A 16,654-nucleotide genomic window follows, 5' to 3' on the forward strand; every position below is an offset into this window, starting at 1 on the left:
TCAAAAAGGCGCAACACCCCCTCTTTAAACCGTTCACCATCAAAACAGGCGCCCCGCTGGCGGGCCGCCTCTTGTCGCCCCGCCCAGGCTTCGGGTTGACTCTCTCGTTGGCAACAGAGATCATAGGTCTGTTGTACCAACTCGTCGAGAGACTCCACCAAAATCCCCGACTCCCCGTCCACAATTTCCGGTTGTCCTCCACCCCGAAACACCACTGGAATACAGCCATTTTGCATCGCCTCGACGGTCGCCATGCCAAAATGTTCAAATCGCTCGGGATGGGTTTCTTCTAAACCACATAAATGCCAGAAAATCGCTGCTTTTTGATAAAGAATCTGCAACCGTTCTAAAGATACATTTGTTTCTAGGGTAACGGGGATTTGCGCTTGCTTAATTTGTTTTTCTAATCCTTGTAAATAGCTATTTTTCTTGCCACTTCCTCCCACTAAAACTAGCCGCCAACCCTGCATAACTTGAGGATGCGCCGCATACAGTCGTTGAAAGGCTTGTATCATCTCTTGCTGTTTTTTCGTCCCCCCAGGCTCAAATCGTCCCACGGATAAAATGAGGGTTTCTTTGTCTTTCGGCAACTCTGGCGGCTGCATTTGGACTGGGGGATAGAGTAATGTGGTGGGATTTAGCCGCCAACGTTTGCGAATCCATCGCTGGGTGTACTGACTATTAGCAACGAGCAAACTGTAGCGATCAACGGCAAAATAGGCTTCACGATGAGTATCTGGAAAGTGACAAAAGAAGATAGAAACAGGGGCTAAGGGTGTGACTTTTGTAACTTGATTAGCGTTAATAAAAATGTCATACTCTTTGCTGGCTAGGGAGATCGCCTCAAATGGGTTTGGGGTTTCGGCGGTGACCCAAGTTGCGTCGATGATGTCTGAACCTCGTTTATCGAAAAATGGCAAGGGAATGATGCGAATTTGACAGTGGGATAAGTCCAATCCATACCAGTTTTCGAGTTGTTCCCGTGTGACGGGGCGATCGCCAATTAAGGTAATATCAAATCTATCTTGTAAAATAGAGGCTAAGGTTGCTAGATAGCGTTGTCCGCCGCCAATAAAGTGCAGCGCATTATCATAAATAGCTAACGTGGGTTTGCGATAGTTTAAGATAACTTCGAGTCGTGCTAAAACTTTGTCAATATCCCGAGAACCGTAGATTTTTTCGAGGTTTTGACAAAGTTTAGGCAGGATAGAATCAACGACATCGTTGCTATTTTCTTCTAGTAATTTCTTGAAAATAATAGGCAAGCAATCATAGAGTAAATCATAATGCTGTTCAATCCAAAATACCGATGAAGGGAGGGCATTGATTAACTGTTCCGGTTCATGTTTTGCTAAATAGAGAAAGCGATTGCGGTTGCAAAAATACTCGGTTAAAACTGAGCCGGTACTCGATCCTCCGACTTGGTGATCGACGATCGCTTCAGGAATATAGCGAAATGTCCAACCGCGATCGCGACAGCGTTTTGAGTATTCTACATCCTCAAAATACATGACAAAATCTTCATCGATTTCTCCCACATCTTGCAAACAATCCCGTTGAAATAGGGTCGCCGCCCAACAGAGTCCCTCAACGTCTTTGGCTTTATCATACTGACCGTGATCGGCTTCCCCATAGCCAATATCCGCCCAGTAATGGTTCCTCAGGCGACGATGGCCGACACTATTGATGCGTCCATCCAAAAAGCGGATTTTACCCGCCACAGCGCCAATTTTCGCCCCGGTTTGATGAGAAGTTTGATTGGAGGATTGCAACGCGGGTAGCAGGTTTTTTAACCAATCTCGATGAAGCTGGGCATCGTTGTTTAGAAACGCAATATACTCGCCTTGGGACTGTTGAATGCCTAAATTCAAGGCCCCGGCGAAGTTGTTGCGGTGATTGCCAAAAATACGAACCTCGGGAAAGTCTTGTTCGACAACGGTTAGAGAGTCATCCTGAGACCCATTATCGACGAGAATTACATCGAGGCGATCGCGTGGGTAATCGAGTCCATAGACGGCTTCGAGACAGGAGTGTAGATAGTGAACGCCGTTATAGTTGACAATAATAAAAGAACAGAGAGGGGTCGAAGAAGACATGGGGGAAGAAGACGGCAAAAGGCAAGAGGCCAAAGGGAAGAGGAAACAGAAGGGAACCGGACGGAAGACGACAAGAGGTTCGCTAGCCATCGGGGGGTAGAAGGTGTCCCGGAATCGCTCAAGGTGAGGTTTGGACCCCTTCCTTGACGCTGACCGGAACCCACTCAACTGCGATCGCCTTAGTTCGGGAAGTATTGTTGTTGTTGTTGGGGTTGTTGTTGTTGGGGTTGTTGTTGGGGTTGTTGTTGCAGCAGTCGCTCATAAATGGGACGCATGAACCAATAGCCAGCTCCGAACGCGGTGATGACAATGGCAAAAATGGCCACTAAGAGCCAGAGTCCCCCTTTCGTCGAGAACTCATCGCTGATGGCGTTAAATTCAACGGTGGAAAACCGGGGACGAGGTGAGGGGGTTGGGGAGGCTGGGTTGGGGGTTGGGTTGGATGTTGGGTTGGATGTTGGGTTGGATGTTGGACTAGAGGTTTGATGAGGATACAAGGGGGGTAAGTCCCTGGCTGAATCCGGGTCTTGAGATCGGTTGACTGGGGTGGGATCGGTTTGGGGGCGATCGAGTTGGGGAAGGGCCTCGCTGCGTCGGGGATTGCTGCTGTTGTGGGGTGAGATTTCAGCGGCGTTGTTGGAAGGTTCGAGGGAGTTGGCCACTTGTCGCAGTGTGAAGACCGAGTTAACGACGTTATGGACTTCACTCAAGAGTTGTTGGTTCTGGTAGGATAGGCTCTGGTTTTCTTGGCTCAGTTGTTGATTTTGGGCATGGAGAGAGTCCAGCATGGCTTGGGTGGCTTGCAACTCAGCCGCGAGTTCCCGATAAACGGTGAGGGGAACTGAGGGAGATTGGCCGTTGGGATTGCCGGAACCGTGAGGGTTTGGATGTTGCATGGGTTGCTTGCTATTCTTAGGGGGAAATTCGGTTTAAAGCTGGAACTCTCGACTCCAACAGCGACCACCACGGATAATTTACCATCACAGAGAATGCACGATTCACAACGTCCGCCGAATCCGACGAACCCGCCTGATGCTTCGGCGATGAAGTATGGCGAACGGGAAATTCAGGATGGTCAACTGATTACCTTTCCCAATCCCCGTCCAGGACGGCGGTATGAGATTCGCATCAGTTTACCCGAGTTTACTTGTAAATGCCCGTTTTCGGGCTATCCTGATTTTGCCACCATTCACCTCGTCTATTGTCCTGATGAGACGGTGGTGGAGTTGAAGGCGTTGAAACTGTATATCAATCGTTATCGCGATCGCTACATTTCCCACGAGGAGTCCGCCAATCAAATTTTGGATGATTTTGTGGCGGCCTGTGACCCCTTAGAGGTCACTCTTCGGGCTGATTTTCTCCCCCGTGGGAATGTTCATACGGAAATTGAGATCCGCCATGTCAAGGGCGAATCGAGGACTTAGCGTAAGCCCCAAAAGGCGAGAATCCCTTTGTGGGTAATCAGTTCCGTCAGGATGACGGCTAGGAAGCCCAACATGGCTAGGCGACCGTTCCAAACTTCGGCTTTGGGGGTAAAGCCGAAGTTCCCCCCGCTTGAGGCGGGCTGTTTACGGGTCGATGTTTTGCCGGATGGGCTAGGTTGACCAAAACCTTTATCGGTTGCTGCGGGCGGTTTTGCCACGGTTGTTTTCTCCTCGTATGGGTCTGGATTCAGGGTATCATTTCTTGCCTTGCTTGATATCAGGCATCTGTTACCAGGGAAGTTGGCTTCCATCCCAGGAGAAAAATTGACCGCTGTGATCGAGGTTGAGATCTTCAATCACCTGCATGAGTTGACGGACTGTTTTCTCGACGGGGAAGAGTTTTCCGGGGGGGACGTTGCGTTGGAAGGGTTTGGATAAGTCGGTGTCGGTGGTTCCTGGATGCAGACAGACGACGCAGGTTTGAGGACAACGGCGGCTATATTCGATCGCCGTGGTGTGCATCAGCATATTGAGGGCGGCTTTGGAGGCGCGATAGCCATACCAACCCCCGAGATCGTTATCGCCAATACTGCCGACTTTGGCGGAGATGCTGGCGAAAACGCTGGGTTGGTTATGGCGAAATAGGGGCATCAGGTGTTTCGCTAGGAGAATACTAGGAATGCTATTGATTCGGAAGTATTGCAGGAGGCGATCGCCGTCGATTTGCCGTAAACTCTTTTCAGGCTGCATCTGGTCTCCGTCATGGAGAACGCCTACGCAGTTAATCAATAGATGCAGGGATTGTTCTTGTTGGCTGAGGGTTTGACTCCATTGGGCTAGTTGCGATTCTTCGCTAACGTCGAGTTGTACGGGAATGAGGCGATCGCCCCCCGATTGTGCTAGTTGTAGTAAGTCTTGGGCGCGATCGCGATGGCGATAGGTTCCATAGAGGGTTCCCACTCGTGTATCGGCTAGGAGATGACGGATAAATCCGAGGCCAATGCCACGATTGGCACCGATAATCATGGCTTGGATAGGCTGGGGGTTGCTGAAAAGAAATGGCATGGTGGGAAGACGGTAAGAGGCGGCTAATTGCTATCACCTTGGCTTGGGGGTTGGGGTAGGGAAATTTGAAAGGCTGTGCCTTGGTTTGGGGTTGATTCACACTGTAGATCGCCATGATGATCTTGGACAATGATCTGATAGGCGATCGCCAACCCTAACCCCGTTCCCTGGCCCACTGGCTTCGTGGTAAAAAAGGGGTCAAACATTTTGCGCTGGACGTCCGGCGCAATTCCTGGGCCATTATCGGCAATTGTAATGTTAATCTGGGCGATCGCCGCGTTATAGCGGGCTTTCACGGTCAGTTTTCGGCAAGATTGGGGCGCGTCTAACGGACTGTTTTCTAAATTCCCACGTTCCTGTAGAGCATCAATTGCATTATTTAAAATCGCTAAGAATGCCTGATTCAGTAAGCCGGGATAACAGTCTAGTTTCGGCAAAGCTTCATAGTCTTGGATGACCTGAATCTTGGCTGATTCTAAGGGAGACTCTAACAGTATGATGGTGTTTTTTAGTCCATCAAGAATATCGACCGTTTTTCGTTCTGATTCATCTAAACGGGCAAAATTTCGTAAGGCTTCAACAATCGTGGCAATTCGAGTTGCACCCACTTTTGTCGATTGAATCGATTTGGGGATATCTTCGAGGATATAATCAAAATCTAAGGCATCTTTTAATTCCTTGATTTTAGGATTTTGAGAAATGTCGAGATGTTCATAGGTGGTTAAGATCTCGATGATATCTTTGAAATAGGTTTCTAAAATTGTTAAATTTCCTTGAATAAATGTGGTTGGATTATTGATCTCATGAGAAACTCCTGCCACTAATTGCCCTAGACCACTCATTTTTTCACTTTGAATTAAGCGTAATTGTGTATCCTTTAAGTTGGCTAAGGTTTCCTCTAGCTCAAAAGCTTTTTGGGTTAGTTTTACTTCGGCAATCTGACGACGGTTAATTTCTGCATCAACGCGATCAAACATTTTTGAGAAGCTAATAATCGTCTCCCCTAACTCATTATAATGTTGAGCATTTAATGAGTTGAATGATAAAAACTGAGGTCGGGGCCGACCTTCACTCAAGGCTTCGCCAGCTAAGGTTAAGTCATCCCGTAGCTGTAATAGGGGCGTAATGACTTGTTGCTGAATAATCAAAAAAGTCGAGCCGGTGACCACAATAGAAATCAATAATACTAACCCCGCAATACGAGCTGTAAACTCGAATAGTTCTCGTTGAACAGAACTCGAATCATGCCGCACAATAAGAAGATAAGGCATGTCCATTTTCCGAATAACTCGGGCGACATCATAGCGATCGCCCTGCCAGGAGCGTTCCTGAATGCCACGGCTGAGTTGAGAAATATCCTCAAACACCAGTTCGGGAACTTCCCCAAATGTTCCCAGCCAAGTTCCATCGATCCGGTAGAGGGAAACGCCTGTAATTAAGGGGTCTTGACTAAATAACTCTAAACTGGCTAACAATTCCTGTTTATCGGTGATGCCCTCTTCAGCCACACGAATGAGGGAATCTACGGCTGTTTCCGATGTGGTTTCAAGCTGCCTTAAAAGCTCCTGTTGTCGTCGAAAATAGGAAGGAATGAGGATGATCACCTCAATTACAATAATACTTAGGAAAACTTTGGCAACAATTTCATGAGATAAACGGGCATTTAAGCATTTAAAAAACTGTTTAAGGTTGTCCTTCATTGGGTATCATTGATTTGAGTGAATTCTAAGGTTCCAGTTTCTGAGTCAGAGTGATAGGCCAACCCGAGGTTCCCATCAGGATCAATCCTATATTTATGCACTCCTGCTAAGGCTTGTAGATATTGAGTTTCACGCTGCATCACCACGGGTTCGCAGGCGCGGCGGCTACTGGCAATTGCCCCAAACCGTAGGTGTTGTCCTTGGTAATGACTCAGGTTGCCGAAATAGGTGTTACATCCGCCGGAACCGTTAACGGTATCTCGGTTAAGTTCAAGGTCAATAGCGGGGAGTTCCGAGTTTAGAGGATTACCGTTCCAGCGGCTGAGTTGCCAAGGGACAGATTCGAGAGGAGAATCATCCTCCAGACTGACTCCCTGACTGACTAGGGGTACGTCTGAGGATGGGGTTTGGATTGGGGTTTCGATCGCCGTGGCGGTTAACGGGGGTAGCATCACGGCCATGGCCGCGAGGCGAATTCCGGCAACGAGAGCGTTAAATGGCATGAGCATAGGGGTTCGCGTTTCCGAGGTGTCGGGGTATCTCTGTTGACTGTAGCGCGAGGTTGACTGTCGTGCGATCGCTCAATCCGTCTGGCCCGAGTCTCCAGAAAAGGCAATCCTAATGTAAATTCCTGCAACAAAATCGGTCGATATCTCAGGAAATCTGGTAGGAAAGAAAGGCGATGAGGTATTCATGCGGGGGGTTACCCTGCGATCGCCGTCATCCATCGTTGAAACCACAGTTTAATCCAAAATTCAGATTCTTCTTATGCTCAACAGCCTTATCTTCGCTCTGACCCCCACCACATCGGCTTGGAGTCCCAACATCGCCATTGTCATGGTCGTCTGTAATATTCTCGCCATTGCCATTGGCAAATACTCAATTAAATATCCTAGCGTCGGTCCTCAGGCCCCCTCCCCCAATCTGTTCGGTGGCTTTGGCATTCCCGCCATTCTGGCAACGACCAGTTTTGGACATATTCTTGGCGTTGGGGTGATTTTAGGTTTACAAAGTGCTGGCGCACTGTAAATTGACTGGATTGTTTGATATTGCTTCCTGATACGTCTGATAACAGACTCGAACGGGGGAGAATGTCTCGTCATATGGGTCGGGGTGCGATCGCGTCTTTGGGGGCGATCGCACCCCGTTTTAGCTCGAAGTTGACTCGATGATTCAGTCCTACCCCATCTGCGAGACGAGAACTCGACCTTCAATTAAGTACAAATTGCGGTTAAATTAAGACAGGATTAATTTTAGCCTCACCCCAATTTCCTCGTTTTGCCGTCCGACAAAACGATACATTGTAGGTAGTCGGCCACGACCCGGTGCTTCGATCCGTTGCACCCCTGTCAACAATTTCCCTTAACTAGCCCCATACTTAGGAACGGTTCTCAATCAATGATGTCCAATCCTTCCCACTTCCATGATGACTTGCAACCCGACAAACCCGAAGAGGCCTGTGGCGTCTTTGGGCTTTATGCCCCCGATGAAGATGTTGCCAAACTAACGTACTTCGGACTCTATGCCCTTCAACATCGTGGACAAGAGTCAGCAGGGATTGCGACCTTTGATCAAGATAGCCAGGTTTACTGTCACAAAGAAATGGGCCTCGTCTCACGGGTCTTCAACGAGACGACGCTTCAGAAATTGCCCGGAATCATGGCCGTCGGTCATAACCGCTATTCGACCACCGGCTCGAGTCATGTGCAAAACGCTCAGCCGGCCCTAGTGCCAACGCGCCTCGGAACGTTAAGCCTGGCCCACAACGGTAACCTCGTCAATACTCGTGACCTACGAGAAGAACTCGAACGTCGCAATTGTAATTGTGTCACCACCAGTGACTCCGAGGCGATCGCCATCTTAATTGGCTCAGAAGTCGATGCAGGCAAAAGTTGGCATCAGGCGATCGAAACCTCACTGCGACAATGTCAAGGTGCGTTCAGTCTGGTGATCGGCACACCCATCGGGATTTTTGCCACCCGAGATCCTCATGGAGTGCGCCCCCTCGTCATCGGCAACCTAGACACCAACCCCAACTACTACGTCTTTGCCTCAGAAACCTGTGGACTTGACATCATCGGCGCCAGCTACCTGCGCGACGTCAACCCCGGAGAACTGGTGTTTGCCAATGCTGACGGATTACAATCCCAACGCTGGAGCCAAGACCCAACCCCAAAACTCTGTGTCTTCGAGATGATTTACTTCGCTCGTCCGGACAGCATGATGAACGATGAAAGTCTCTATAGCTATCGGATGCGGATTGGCCATGTCTTAGCCGAAGAATCCCCCGTCGATGCCGATCTCGTCATTGGCGTTCCCGACTCGGGCATTCCCGCCGCCATCGGCTATTCTCGAACCTCCAAAATCTCCTACGCTGAGGGACTGATCAAAAATCGCTATGTCGGGCGTACCTTCATTCAACCGACTCAACATATGCGAGAGTCGGGCATCCGCATGAAGTTAAATCCCCTCAAAGATGTCCTCGATGGTCAACGGTTGATTATTGTCGATGACTCCATTGTTCGGGGAACCACTAGCCGCAAATTGGTCAAAGCCTTACGGGATGCAGGCGCCAAGGAAGTTCATATGCGAGTTTCCTCCCCTCCCGTCACCCACCCCTGTTTTTATGGCATTGACACCGATGATCAGAAACAACTGATTGCTGCCACCAAATCTGTCGAGGAAATCGCCGCCCAAATTGGCGTCGATTCGTTGGCCTATCTCAGTTGGGAAGGAATGTTAGCTGCAACCGAACAAGATCCCAGTCAATTCTGTTCAGCCTGTTTCACGGGCGACTATCCTATTCCCGTTCCCCCCAAATTACGTCATTCTAAGCTAATGCTCGAAGAATTAGAAGTTTAACGGCGGCTAGCTCCCGCTCAAACCCGACAAGGCTTGTCAGCCCACCCCCAGATTTAACTCAGTCTGGGGGTGGGTCGTTTTTGGGAATGATAATCAACAGAGGCTTATAGCCATAAGTTCTCAATAAGGCTCAGATTGTTGACATTAGCTCTTAGAAGAACTACCATAAAGAGTAAGAAATATAACTTAAAATCTAGGAACAATGTACGCTTATAATAGCGAAGCTTTTAAAGCGGAACTCAACCAACTTGGACTGCGGTTGACACCTCAGCGTGAGGAAATTCTCAAAATTTTTCAGCAACTGCCCAAAGGAGAACATTTGAGTGCTGAAGAACTCCATCACAAGCTCCAAAGCAGTCAGGAGCAGCGCAAAATCAGCCTCTCAACGGTCTACCGCTCGCTGAAGCTGATGACTCATCTGGGATTATTACGAGAGCTAGAACTGGCCGAAGGGCATAAGCATTATGAAATCAATCAGCCCTATCCTCATCATCACCATCATTTAGTCTGTGTAAAATGCAATAAAACAATCGAGTTTAAGAGCGATTCTGTCTTAAAAATTGGTGTCAAAACAACCAACAAAGAGGGATTCCATCTCTTAGACTGTCAACTAACCATTCATGGTGTTTGTTTAGAAGCCATGAAACGCGGTTGGCCGTCAGGGATTCCTGAAGATTGGCTCTGTCCCAAAGCCATGAGTTAAATGACATTGACAATCTTTAGGCAAACTCCCCTGTTTTCCGGGAAAACAGGGGGGTTTGCCTTGATTGGCATACACCACCGCTATGGAGGTTGAGGAGAGTACGGTTTATTTCGGGGGGAGTCTCTTGACATTCCCCAAAATTGCGAGCATCTTGGGAGAGAACCGAATAGCCCATACTGTCCATCAACCAGCGTCACAGGCGTTTTGTGCTTTCTATGGCAGCTCAAGCATCAAGACAAAGCATTTTTGAACTCGATTTACTCAGAGTAATTGGGATTAGCCTCGTTCTCTATTCTCATTCAACTCACTATTTAACGTCAGCTCGGCTGTCGCTCGCTGAACACCGTTCGCCAATCTGGCATCCAATGCAACAAGTTACACGCGATTTTCTGAAGATCCGTTTAATTGAGTTCTTATCCAAGCACTTGACATTCTCAAATATCGCGACCATATTGGGACAAAATACTTGGATATCTCAGCGATGATTAAGAGTAAACCGCTTGATGACCCGACCCCGTCTCCCCAATCGCAACAAAAATTATTAGAACTTGACCTTTTGAGAGTCCTGGCCATTGCCTTGGTTCTCTATTGTCACTCGACTGCTTATTTGGGTTGGTCGGCTCATGTTAATGAACTGATGAAATATCCGGGACCCATTGGGGTGGGCCTATTTCTCTGTCTGTCGGGGTTTCTCTGTCAACGCTCTCAAAACAAAAAAAAGTCTAAGAGGACAAGATGGGAGGTCTTTCGAAAAAGATTAATTCGGATTTTCCCCCTTTACTGGTTGGCTCTTTTTACGTTTATTGTCATCTTTCATGTCCTGTCAATTTTTCATAATTTGGACTTTTCCCCATTACCCGCTACGACAGTCGCTCACTTTTTCGGTTTACAGTTATTTCTAAGAAGTCGTTACATTTCCCATATTCCAACCCTATGGTATATTGGCGCTCTCGTGACTTACTATGGCTTTTTTATTCTAATGAGTCGCTTCAAATTCAAGAATTTCTTGATTCTGAATGTCTTATTTTTTGCCCTGGTAATTCTACTTAAAATAGTTCTAAAACACCAGTCAATTCACCTCGTAGAAAATCGGATTATCATGAATTATCCACTATTCCTGGCGGGTGTAATTGCAGGTAGATTTGATAGCAATCTTTTGTATTTAAAACGCCATGCTATGAAATTCACCCTGGGGTTAGGTATAGTCGCTTTTTTGCTTTTTAGGGTTATTGATAGCGAGAGTATAACTCGTCCTCATAATTTCTTGATCGGTTGGGTAGATCTGAGATTTTATTCCTACATTTTTCTCTGGGCATTATTTTTTATAAACTTGGGAATCCTCGTCACTCCATTTATGTTGAAATTTTCTCAACCAATTGAGTACTTATCAAAAATTAGTTATGCTGTCTACCTATTTCATCGACCGGTTTACGCTTTAATCTATGGGTTACTTTTGGGCATCAACTTAGGCTCAACAACAATCCGAACCCTTATCTTTCCTATTGCCACCCTTCTCGTACTACTTGCCTCACACTACATCACCCGTTTCGATATTAAGGTTCTCAAACCCAAAGCTACTCAGGTGATGAGCAAACTTTTCCCTAAAACAGCCACGAGAGGTTAAAAGAATTGCTGTAGCCAGTAGATGTATAGCCACCGCCACTCCTGACGACAATCCCCTTAAATACTACCCTTATTCTGAAGTCATGGTACTCTTAAAACGCTTCAAGCCAACGGTATTTTTAGTTCTTGTCTTCTTAATCTGCTTCTTATCCCGAGTGTTCTTCTCTCACGTTCCCATTAATGTTGATGAAAACCTTTGGTTCTTCCGGGGAAGTGGGTTTATTGCTCAAGTCTTATCGGGGGATTTGGCGAAATTTCAGGAGACCTATTATCAACATCATCCCGGAGTTCCAACTATGTGGGTCGATGGTTTCGGCATCACCCTCGGCTGTGTGGTTGACCATTGGTTTCCCCCTCAGTTAACCCTTGAGCCAGACTCAGTCCGAAGCTGTATTTACCTCTTGAGAGAGCAAAATTTCGTTCCCATTGAATCCTATGTTCTCACTCGTGTTATTCAAGGGTTGATTACCTCAGCCTTGATTACCCTATCGTCTTGGTTAGTGGTTCGGTTGGTTAACCTAAAAATTGCAATTATTTGGATTTCTATTTTAGCGTTTGAACCATTGTTTCTGGCATATCAACGCTTAGTAATTACCGATTCGTTGCAATGTGGGTTTATTTTAGTCAGTGTTTTAGCCTTGTTTTTACATTGGCGATTAGCGTCAGGAAAATCCTATTTAATTCTCTCAGGAGCAGCGATGGGGATGGCGATCGCCACCAAAACTACTACAATTCTTTTATTTCCAGGCTTGATGGCGATCGCCGTCTTAACCGAACTCAATTATTTTCAGCCAATCTTTCCCAAAAAAGGCATCGCTGAACAAGCCAAAGATATTGGGATTTGGACGTTCTGTCTGGTCGTGACCTTTATTTTGATTTGGCCCGCAATGTGGGTAGCTCCCCTGGAAACCATCAACCGTCTGGCGAGTGACTTACAACGAGAAACTCAGCGAGGAGGTCTCTTCTTTCTAGGGCGATCGCAGGATCATATCAATGCCTTATTTTATCCTGTCGTCATTCTCTATCGCTTCTCGCCGCTGCTCCTACTGAGTAGCCTTATCTCTGTTCTCCTGGCTAGTGTACCCGCTTGGCGACCCAGGGGTATCTATCAAAAATACCTGGTTGCCAATTTCATCTTAATTCTCTCATTTCTCTGGCTAGTCTCACTCCCTGGAAACAAGGTCGACCGCTATATTTTGCCCATTGTTCCCTTCCTAACCCTCAACGCTGCGATCGCCAGCTTCATTATCCTTAAACGACTCAAACAATCTATAAATCGCCACCATCCCAAAATCACATCCAGGATACGTCAAGAATCTTGGCTGAGCTTTAATACCCTGGTTTTAGTCATCCTCGCCATTCAAATAATCACAATTTATCCATATTTCCCCTATTACATGAGTTATCATAACCCCTTTCTTGGGGGAACAAAAACCGCAAAATTCATCCTAATGATTGGCAATGGTGAAGGGTTAGATCGAGTCGGTGCGTGGCTCAATCGTCAACCTAACCCCCAAAACTTAGTCGTTGCAGTTCCCTATCGATCCGCGTTGGCTCCTTATGCTCAGGGAGAAGTGTTGGCCGTTCCTCGCCAAGGAGGATCTTGGGCGGAGCGTTGGTTACGGAATGCCAACTTTTTAGTCTTTTATATTAATCAAATTCAGCGAAATATTCCGAGTCCTGAGGTTATTAACTATTTCACTCGTCAAGATCCCTTGCACGTTGTGCAACTCAATGGCGTTGACTACGCCTCGATTTACCTAGGGCCAATTGCCCGCCCCGAAGAGATGCAAACCCTCACCTCAACAATCGAGTCTATTGGGAATGATGAGCTGCGGTTGCGAGGCTATACATTAGCCTCTGACTCTCTAAAACCAGGAGAATCCCTGGAACTGACTCTCTATTGGGATATTCTTAAATCGATTCCCTCCAACCATCATTTTACGCTCAGTATTCAACAAGGAAACCGAGTGTTGCTGGCAATTCCCCGTCCAATTCTCAAGGGATTTTTAGGAGACGATCCCATCGAAGCGGGCAAAACGATCCGCGATCAGCAATCCCTATCCCTTCCGGTAATATTCCCTCCAGGGGACTATCAGATTGGCTTGAGCCTACCCACCTCAGGTTCAGCAGAAGAGGGTTTCTTAGATATTCGCGAACACACACCTCAGATCATTGGATCGTTTCAAATGATACCGTCTGAGGATTCATGAATCCGACGCATCATCATCCGGGATCAACCAGCAAGCCGCAGAGCTATAAAACTCCCAATCCTCAGAAGATTTGGTAGAGTGAACTCCAATTCAGATTTAGTTGCAAGATGCGGAACATCCCCATATGAGACAACGTTGGTTACTATTTATCGTCTTGCTGGCGTTACCCACGGCGGCGATCGCCCAGGAAGCGGCCCAAGAAGCCACCGACAACCCCGAGAACATCCTGACTTTGATCGATCGCATCTTTAGCGGTCTAGTGGCAGCCATGGCACAGGTGCTCTTTTTTAGCCTTGGGGGAATCCCCCTGATTGTGCTTTGGCTGATTGGCGGGGCGCTTTTCTTCACCCTGCGGCTGAAATTTATCAACTTTCGTGCCTTCAAACACGCTCTTTATGTGATAGCCGGTCATTATGACAATCCCGACGAAGAAGGAGAACTCACCCACTTTCAGGCTCTCTCAGCGGCTCTCTCGGCAACGGTGGGCCTAGGCAACATTGCCGGAGTGGCGATCGCCGTCCAAACCGGGGGACCCGGTGCCGTGTTTTGGATGACCCTGGCGGGACTTTTCGGCATGACCAGTAAATTTGTCGAATGCACCCTCGCCCAGAAATACCGAACCCTATCTGCCGATGGTCGCGTCTCGGGCGGCCCCATGTATTACCTCTCCCGAGGCTTGGCCCAACGAGGCCTACGACCCCTGGGGCAAGGTTTAGCCGTTCTTTTTTCCATTCTCTGCATTGGTGGTTCCCTCGGTGGGGGCAATATGTTTCAGGCTAACCAGTCCTTCTCGGCCGTCTCCGATATTATCCCCATCTCTGACTGGGCCTATGGATTAATCCTCGCCTTTCTGGTGGGCCTGGTGATTATTGGTGGCATTCGTCGCATTGGTTCAGTGGCCGCTGCCATTGTCCCGTCCATGTGTTTGCTGTATGTGCTGGCGGCCCTATGGATTATTCTGACCAATATCAGCGAGGTTCCCAGTGCCTTTGCCACCATTATTTCGGGAGCCTTTACCCCCAAAGCCGTCGAAGGGGGTTTCATCGGTGTTCTCATTCAAGGGATACGCCGGGCCGTCTTTTCCAACGAAGCTGGCATTGGTTCGGCGGCGATCGCCCATGCGGCGGCCCGTACCAAGGAACCGGTACGGGAAGGGATTGTGGCTCTTCTCGAACCTTTTATTGACACGGTGATCGTCTGTAATATGACGGCCCTCGTGGTGGTGATTACCGGAGTTTACCAAGATCTCGATCGCACCGGCGTTGACCTCACAGCGGCAGCCTTTGGAACCGTGATTGGCTGGTTTCCGATTCTGCTGTCCCTAGCGGTGTTTCTCTTTGCTTTCTCGACGATGATTTCCTGGAGTTACTATGGCGAGCGAGCCTGGACGTATCTGTTTGGAGACCAACAAACCCAAATCTACCGCGTCATTTTTGTGCTTTGCGTCTTTGTTGGGGCAGTGGTCAACCTGGGATCAGTCTTGGATTTCAGCGATATGATGCTACTAACGATGGCCTTTCCCAATATGTTGGGAGGTGTTATTCTCTCCAATGAAGTGGCTGCCGATTTACAGAACTATTGGGATCGCCTGCAACGGGGAGTCATGCCAATTTATAAGTGAACTACCGAACGGTGAATCGCTCGATTACACCGTCGGCTTCCTACCCAACCGACCGCGAGACCGTAGATTTCTTGCGTCCTCTACGATCTCGTCTTACACCTGGGCGATAGGCGATCTCCCCGGTCCGGTGAGGATAAAATACGCAGTCCTTCATCTAATGATATTCTTGGCAGCGTTGATATCTCTGTCATGTTGCGTTTAACATTTTTCGCACTGCCAAAACCTAACATCAAGGGTCAGGCTTCTGACTTGATTTAGGCAAACATTGCAGGTTTTGGAGCTAGGGAAGAATCGGTCTACTTCGAGGTAGACTTTCCCTTCTGGCTCGGCTTTGTATTTCAGCATGGTGCAAAACTGACCCCATCCCACTTGGCTGATGGCTTGGGCGAGACAGTGGTTTTTCACCAGGTTCCTAACGGCTAGATTTTCGACCACGACGACTTGGTTTTCGTCGACCATCCTGCGTGACAGGTTGTGGTGAAAGTCTTCCCTGCATCGAGCGATTTTGTGTAGGCCCCCAGCGACCTGTTTGCGGGCTTTGTTGCGGTTGTTAGAGCCTTTTTGTCTTCTGGACAATCGCTTTTGCTTGGCTCTTAGATTTTTCTCATGTTTAGCCAACCAGCGAGGGTTATCAAACTTAGACCCATCAGAGGTAATCGCAAAATGAGTTAATCCTAAATCAAGACCTACCGCTTTCCCTTCAGTCGTTTTTTCTGGGAGATCTTTCCCATCATCGACTAGGACCGAGGCGAAGTATTGGCCTTTGGCATTCAGGGATACCGTAACGGTTCTGATTGACCCTTCAATTGGTCGATGTAGTCTGGCATGAACAAGCCCCATTTTAGGGAACTTGATGCCATTTTCTACGATAGAGACATTCTAAGGATAACGAATAGATTGATTACGGTGCTTTGATTTGAAGCGAGGATAAGCCGCCCTCCCCTCAAAAAAGTTGATGAAAGCCCTAGACAAATTGAGGGCAACAACCTGTAAGCATTGGGAATAGGGTTCTTTCATCCATTCATCTCTCAACCCCCTTGGAGACCCACACCATAACGGTAATCCGTTTGGTGTTGGGAGGAAAAGGGGGACAACCCGTTATGCGACATAAGAATAACCATCCTTTTTGTGAATGTGTTTACAGTATTTGTGGCTGATACCTTGGATCAACCCTTGATTGGTCGTGATATTGAAGGAACCTTGAGAGCGGACTGCAACTCGTCCCAGATACTCTCCTACTTTCTTGCCACGAGTGACAATCGCTTTGACGATGTCGCCAGTTTGAAAGCCCTTGACAAATTTATGCCTGGGAACATAACGAGACGGAAAACCGTATCGATCAGTCCG

The 16,654-nt window shown here is 47.8% G+C and carries 13 protein-coding genes and 2 pseudogenes; 7 read left to right on the forward strand and 8 right to left on the reverse strand.

Annotated elements, in window-relative coordinates; genetic code table 11:
- The coding region (locus R6U67_RS14810; protein WP_410253263.1) for a glycosyltransferase at positions 1-2,096 on the reverse strand (2,096 nt) is incomplete at its 3' end.
- 179 nt (positions 2,097-2,275) lie between these two features.
- The gene (locus R6U67_RS14815) at positions 2,276-2,992 is read right to left on the reverse strand and encodes a hypothetical protein (RefSeq protein ID WP_410253264.1); all 717 of its coding nucleotides are present in this window, start codon (positions 2,990-2,992) and stop codon (positions 2,276-2,278) included.
- 93 nt (positions 2,993-3,085) lie between these two features.
- Here R6U67_RS14815 and queF point away from each other — a divergent pair, with 93 nt between their 5' ends.
- The gene (queF, locus tag R6U67_RS14820) at positions 3,086-3,520 is read left to right on the forward strand and encodes a preQ(1) synthase (protein WP_410253265.1); all 435 of its coding nucleotides are present in this window, start codon (positions 3,086-3,088) and stop codon (positions 3,518-3,520) included.
- Here the strand turns inward: queF and R6U67_RS14825 are convergent.
- From R6U67_RS14825 to R6U67_RS14840, 4 genes are all read right to left on the reverse strand, one after another.
- Positions 3,517-3,738 (reverse strand): chlorophyll a/b-binding protein, encoded by a 222-nt coding sequence (locus tag R6U67_RS14825; protein WP_410253266.1) that lies wholly within the window; start codon positions 3,736-3,738, stop codon positions 3,517-3,519. The genes queF and R6U67_RS14825 overlap by 4 nt on opposite strands.
- Before the next feature lie 70 nt (positions 3,739-3,808).
- Entirely contained in the window at positions 3,809-4,585 is a 777-nt protein-coding gene (locus R6U67_RS14830; protein WP_410253267.1) for an SDR family NAD(P)-dependent oxidoreductase, read from the reverse strand.
- Between the two features lie 23 nt (positions 4,586-4,608).
- The gene (locus R6U67_RS14835; protein WP_410253268.1) at positions 4,609-6,285 is read right to left on the reverse strand and encodes a sensor histidine kinase; all 1,677 of its coding nucleotides are present in this window, start codon (positions 6,283-6,285) and stop codon (positions 4,609-4,611) included.
- Positions 6,282-6,788, reverse strand: a complete 507-nt coding sequence (locus R6U67_RS14840; protein WP_410253269.1) for an META domain-containing protein — start codon at positions 6,786-6,788, stop codon at positions 6,282-6,284. The genes R6U67_RS14835 and R6U67_RS14840 overlap by 4 nt, the downstream gene beginning before the upstream one ends.
- A gap of 265 nt (positions 6,789-7,053) precedes the next feature.
- Between R6U67_RS14840 and psaK the strand changes: the two genes are divergently transcribed.
- The 6 genes from psaK to R6U67_RS14870 all read left to right on the forward strand — a co-directional run bounded on the left by psaK (position 7,054) and on the right by R6U67_RS14870 (position 15,307).
- Complete coding sequence (psaK, locus tag R6U67_RS14845; RefSeq protein WP_410253270.1) at positions 7,054-7,314, forward strand: photosystem I reaction center subunit PsaK; 261 nt, start codon at positions 7,054-7,056, stop codon at positions 7,312-7,314.
- 369 nt (positions 7,315-7,683) lie between these two features.
- Positions 7,684-9,147 (forward strand): amidophosphoribosyltransferase, encoded by a 1,464-nt coding sequence (purF, locus tag R6U67_RS14850; RefSeq protein WP_410253271.1) that lies wholly within the window; start codon positions 7,684-7,686, stop codon positions 9,145-9,147.
- 202 nt (positions 9,148-9,349) lie between these two features.
- A complete protein-coding gene (locus R6U67_RS14855; RefSeq protein WP_410253272.1) occupies positions 9,350-9,850 on the forward strand; it encodes a Fur family transcriptional regulator in 501 nt (166 codons plus the stop codon).
- 481 nt (positions 9,851-10,331) lie between these two features.
- On the forward strand, positions 10,332-11,474 hold the full coding sequence (locus R6U67_RS14860) for an acyltransferase family protein (protein ID WP_410253273.1): 1,143 nt from the start codon (positions 10,332-10,334) through the stop codon (positions 11,472-11,474).
- Between the two features lie 82 nt (positions 11,475-11,556).
- Positions 11,557-13,686 (forward strand): ArnT family glycosyltransferase, encoded by a 2,130-nt coding sequence (locus R6U67_RS14865; protein ID WP_410253274.1) that lies wholly within the window; start codon positions 11,557-11,559, stop codon positions 13,684-13,686.
- A 124-nt stretch (positions 13,687-13,810) separates the two neighbouring features.
- Positions 13,811-15,307, forward strand: coding sequence for an alanine/glycine:cation symporter family protein (locus R6U67_RS14870; protein WP_410253275.1), 1,497 nt, complete (start codon positions 13,811-13,813; stop codon positions 15,305-15,307).
- Between the two features lie 40 nt (positions 15,308-15,347).
- Here the strand turns inward: R6U67_RS14870 and R6U67_RS14875 are convergent.
- Both R6U67_RS14875 and R6U67_RS14880 read right to left on the reverse strand, forming a co-directional pair.
- Positions 15,348-16,330, reverse strand: a pseudogene (locus R6U67_RS14875) (RNA-guided endonuclease TnpB family protein); the annotation flags it as partial.
- Positions 16,331-16,405: 75 nt separating this feature from the next.
- Positions 16,406-16,654 (reverse strand): annotated as a pseudogene (locus tag R6U67_RS14880) (HNH endonuclease); the annotation flags it as partial.

It is taken from the genome of Sodalinema sp., from assembly GCF_046483825.1.
In the GTDB taxonomy this organism is placed as follows: domain Bacteria; phylum Cyanobacteriota; class Cyanobacteriia; order Cyanobacteriales; family Geitlerinemataceae; genus Sodalinema.

Excerpts from the sequence above, each read along its gene's own strand:
- R6U67_RS14815 (WP_410253264.1), bottom strand. The coding sequence starts at position 2,992 with ATGCAACATCCAAACCCTCACGGTTCCGGCAATCCCAACGGCCAATCT.
- queF (WP_410253265.1), top strand. The coding sequence starts at position 3,086 with ATGCACGATTCACAACGTCCGCCGAATCCGACGAACCCGCCTGATGCT.
- R6U67_RS14830 (WP_410253267.1), bottom strand. The coding sequence starts at position 4,585 with ATGCCATTTCTTTTCAGCAACCCCCAGCCTATCCAAGCCATGATTATC.
- R6U67_RS14835 (WP_410253268.1), bottom strand. The coding sequence starts at position 6,285 with ATGAAGGACAACCTTAAACAGTTTTTTAAATGCTTAAATGCCCGTTTA.
- R6U67_RS14840 (WP_410253269.1), bottom strand. The coding sequence starts at position 6,788 with ATGCCATTTAACGCTCTCGTTGCCGGAATTCGCCTCGCGGCCATGGCC.
- psaK (WP_410253270.1), top strand. The coding sequence starts at position 7,054 with ATGCTCAACAGCCTTATCTTCGCTCTGACCCCCACCACATCGGCTTGG.
- purF (WP_410253271.1), top strand. The coding sequence starts at position 7,684 with ATGATGTCCAATCCTTCCCACTTCCATGATGACTTGCAACCCGACAAA.
- R6U67_RS14855 (WP_410253272.1), top strand. The coding sequence starts at position 9,350 with ATGTACGCTTATAATAGCGAAGCTTTTAAAGCGGAACTCAACCAACTT.
- R6U67_RS14860 (WP_410253273.1), top strand. The coding sequence starts at position 10,332 with ATGATTAAGAGTAAACCGCTTGATGACCCGACCCCGTCTCCCCAATCG.
- R6U67_RS14865 (WP_410253274.1), top strand. The coding sequence starts at position 11,557 with ATGGTACTCTTAAAACGCTTCAAGCCAACGGTATTTTTAGTTCTTGTC.
- R6U67_RS14870 (WP_410253275.1), top strand. The coding sequence starts at position 13,811 with ATGAGACAACGTTGGTTACTATTTATCGTCTTGCTGGCGTTACCCACG.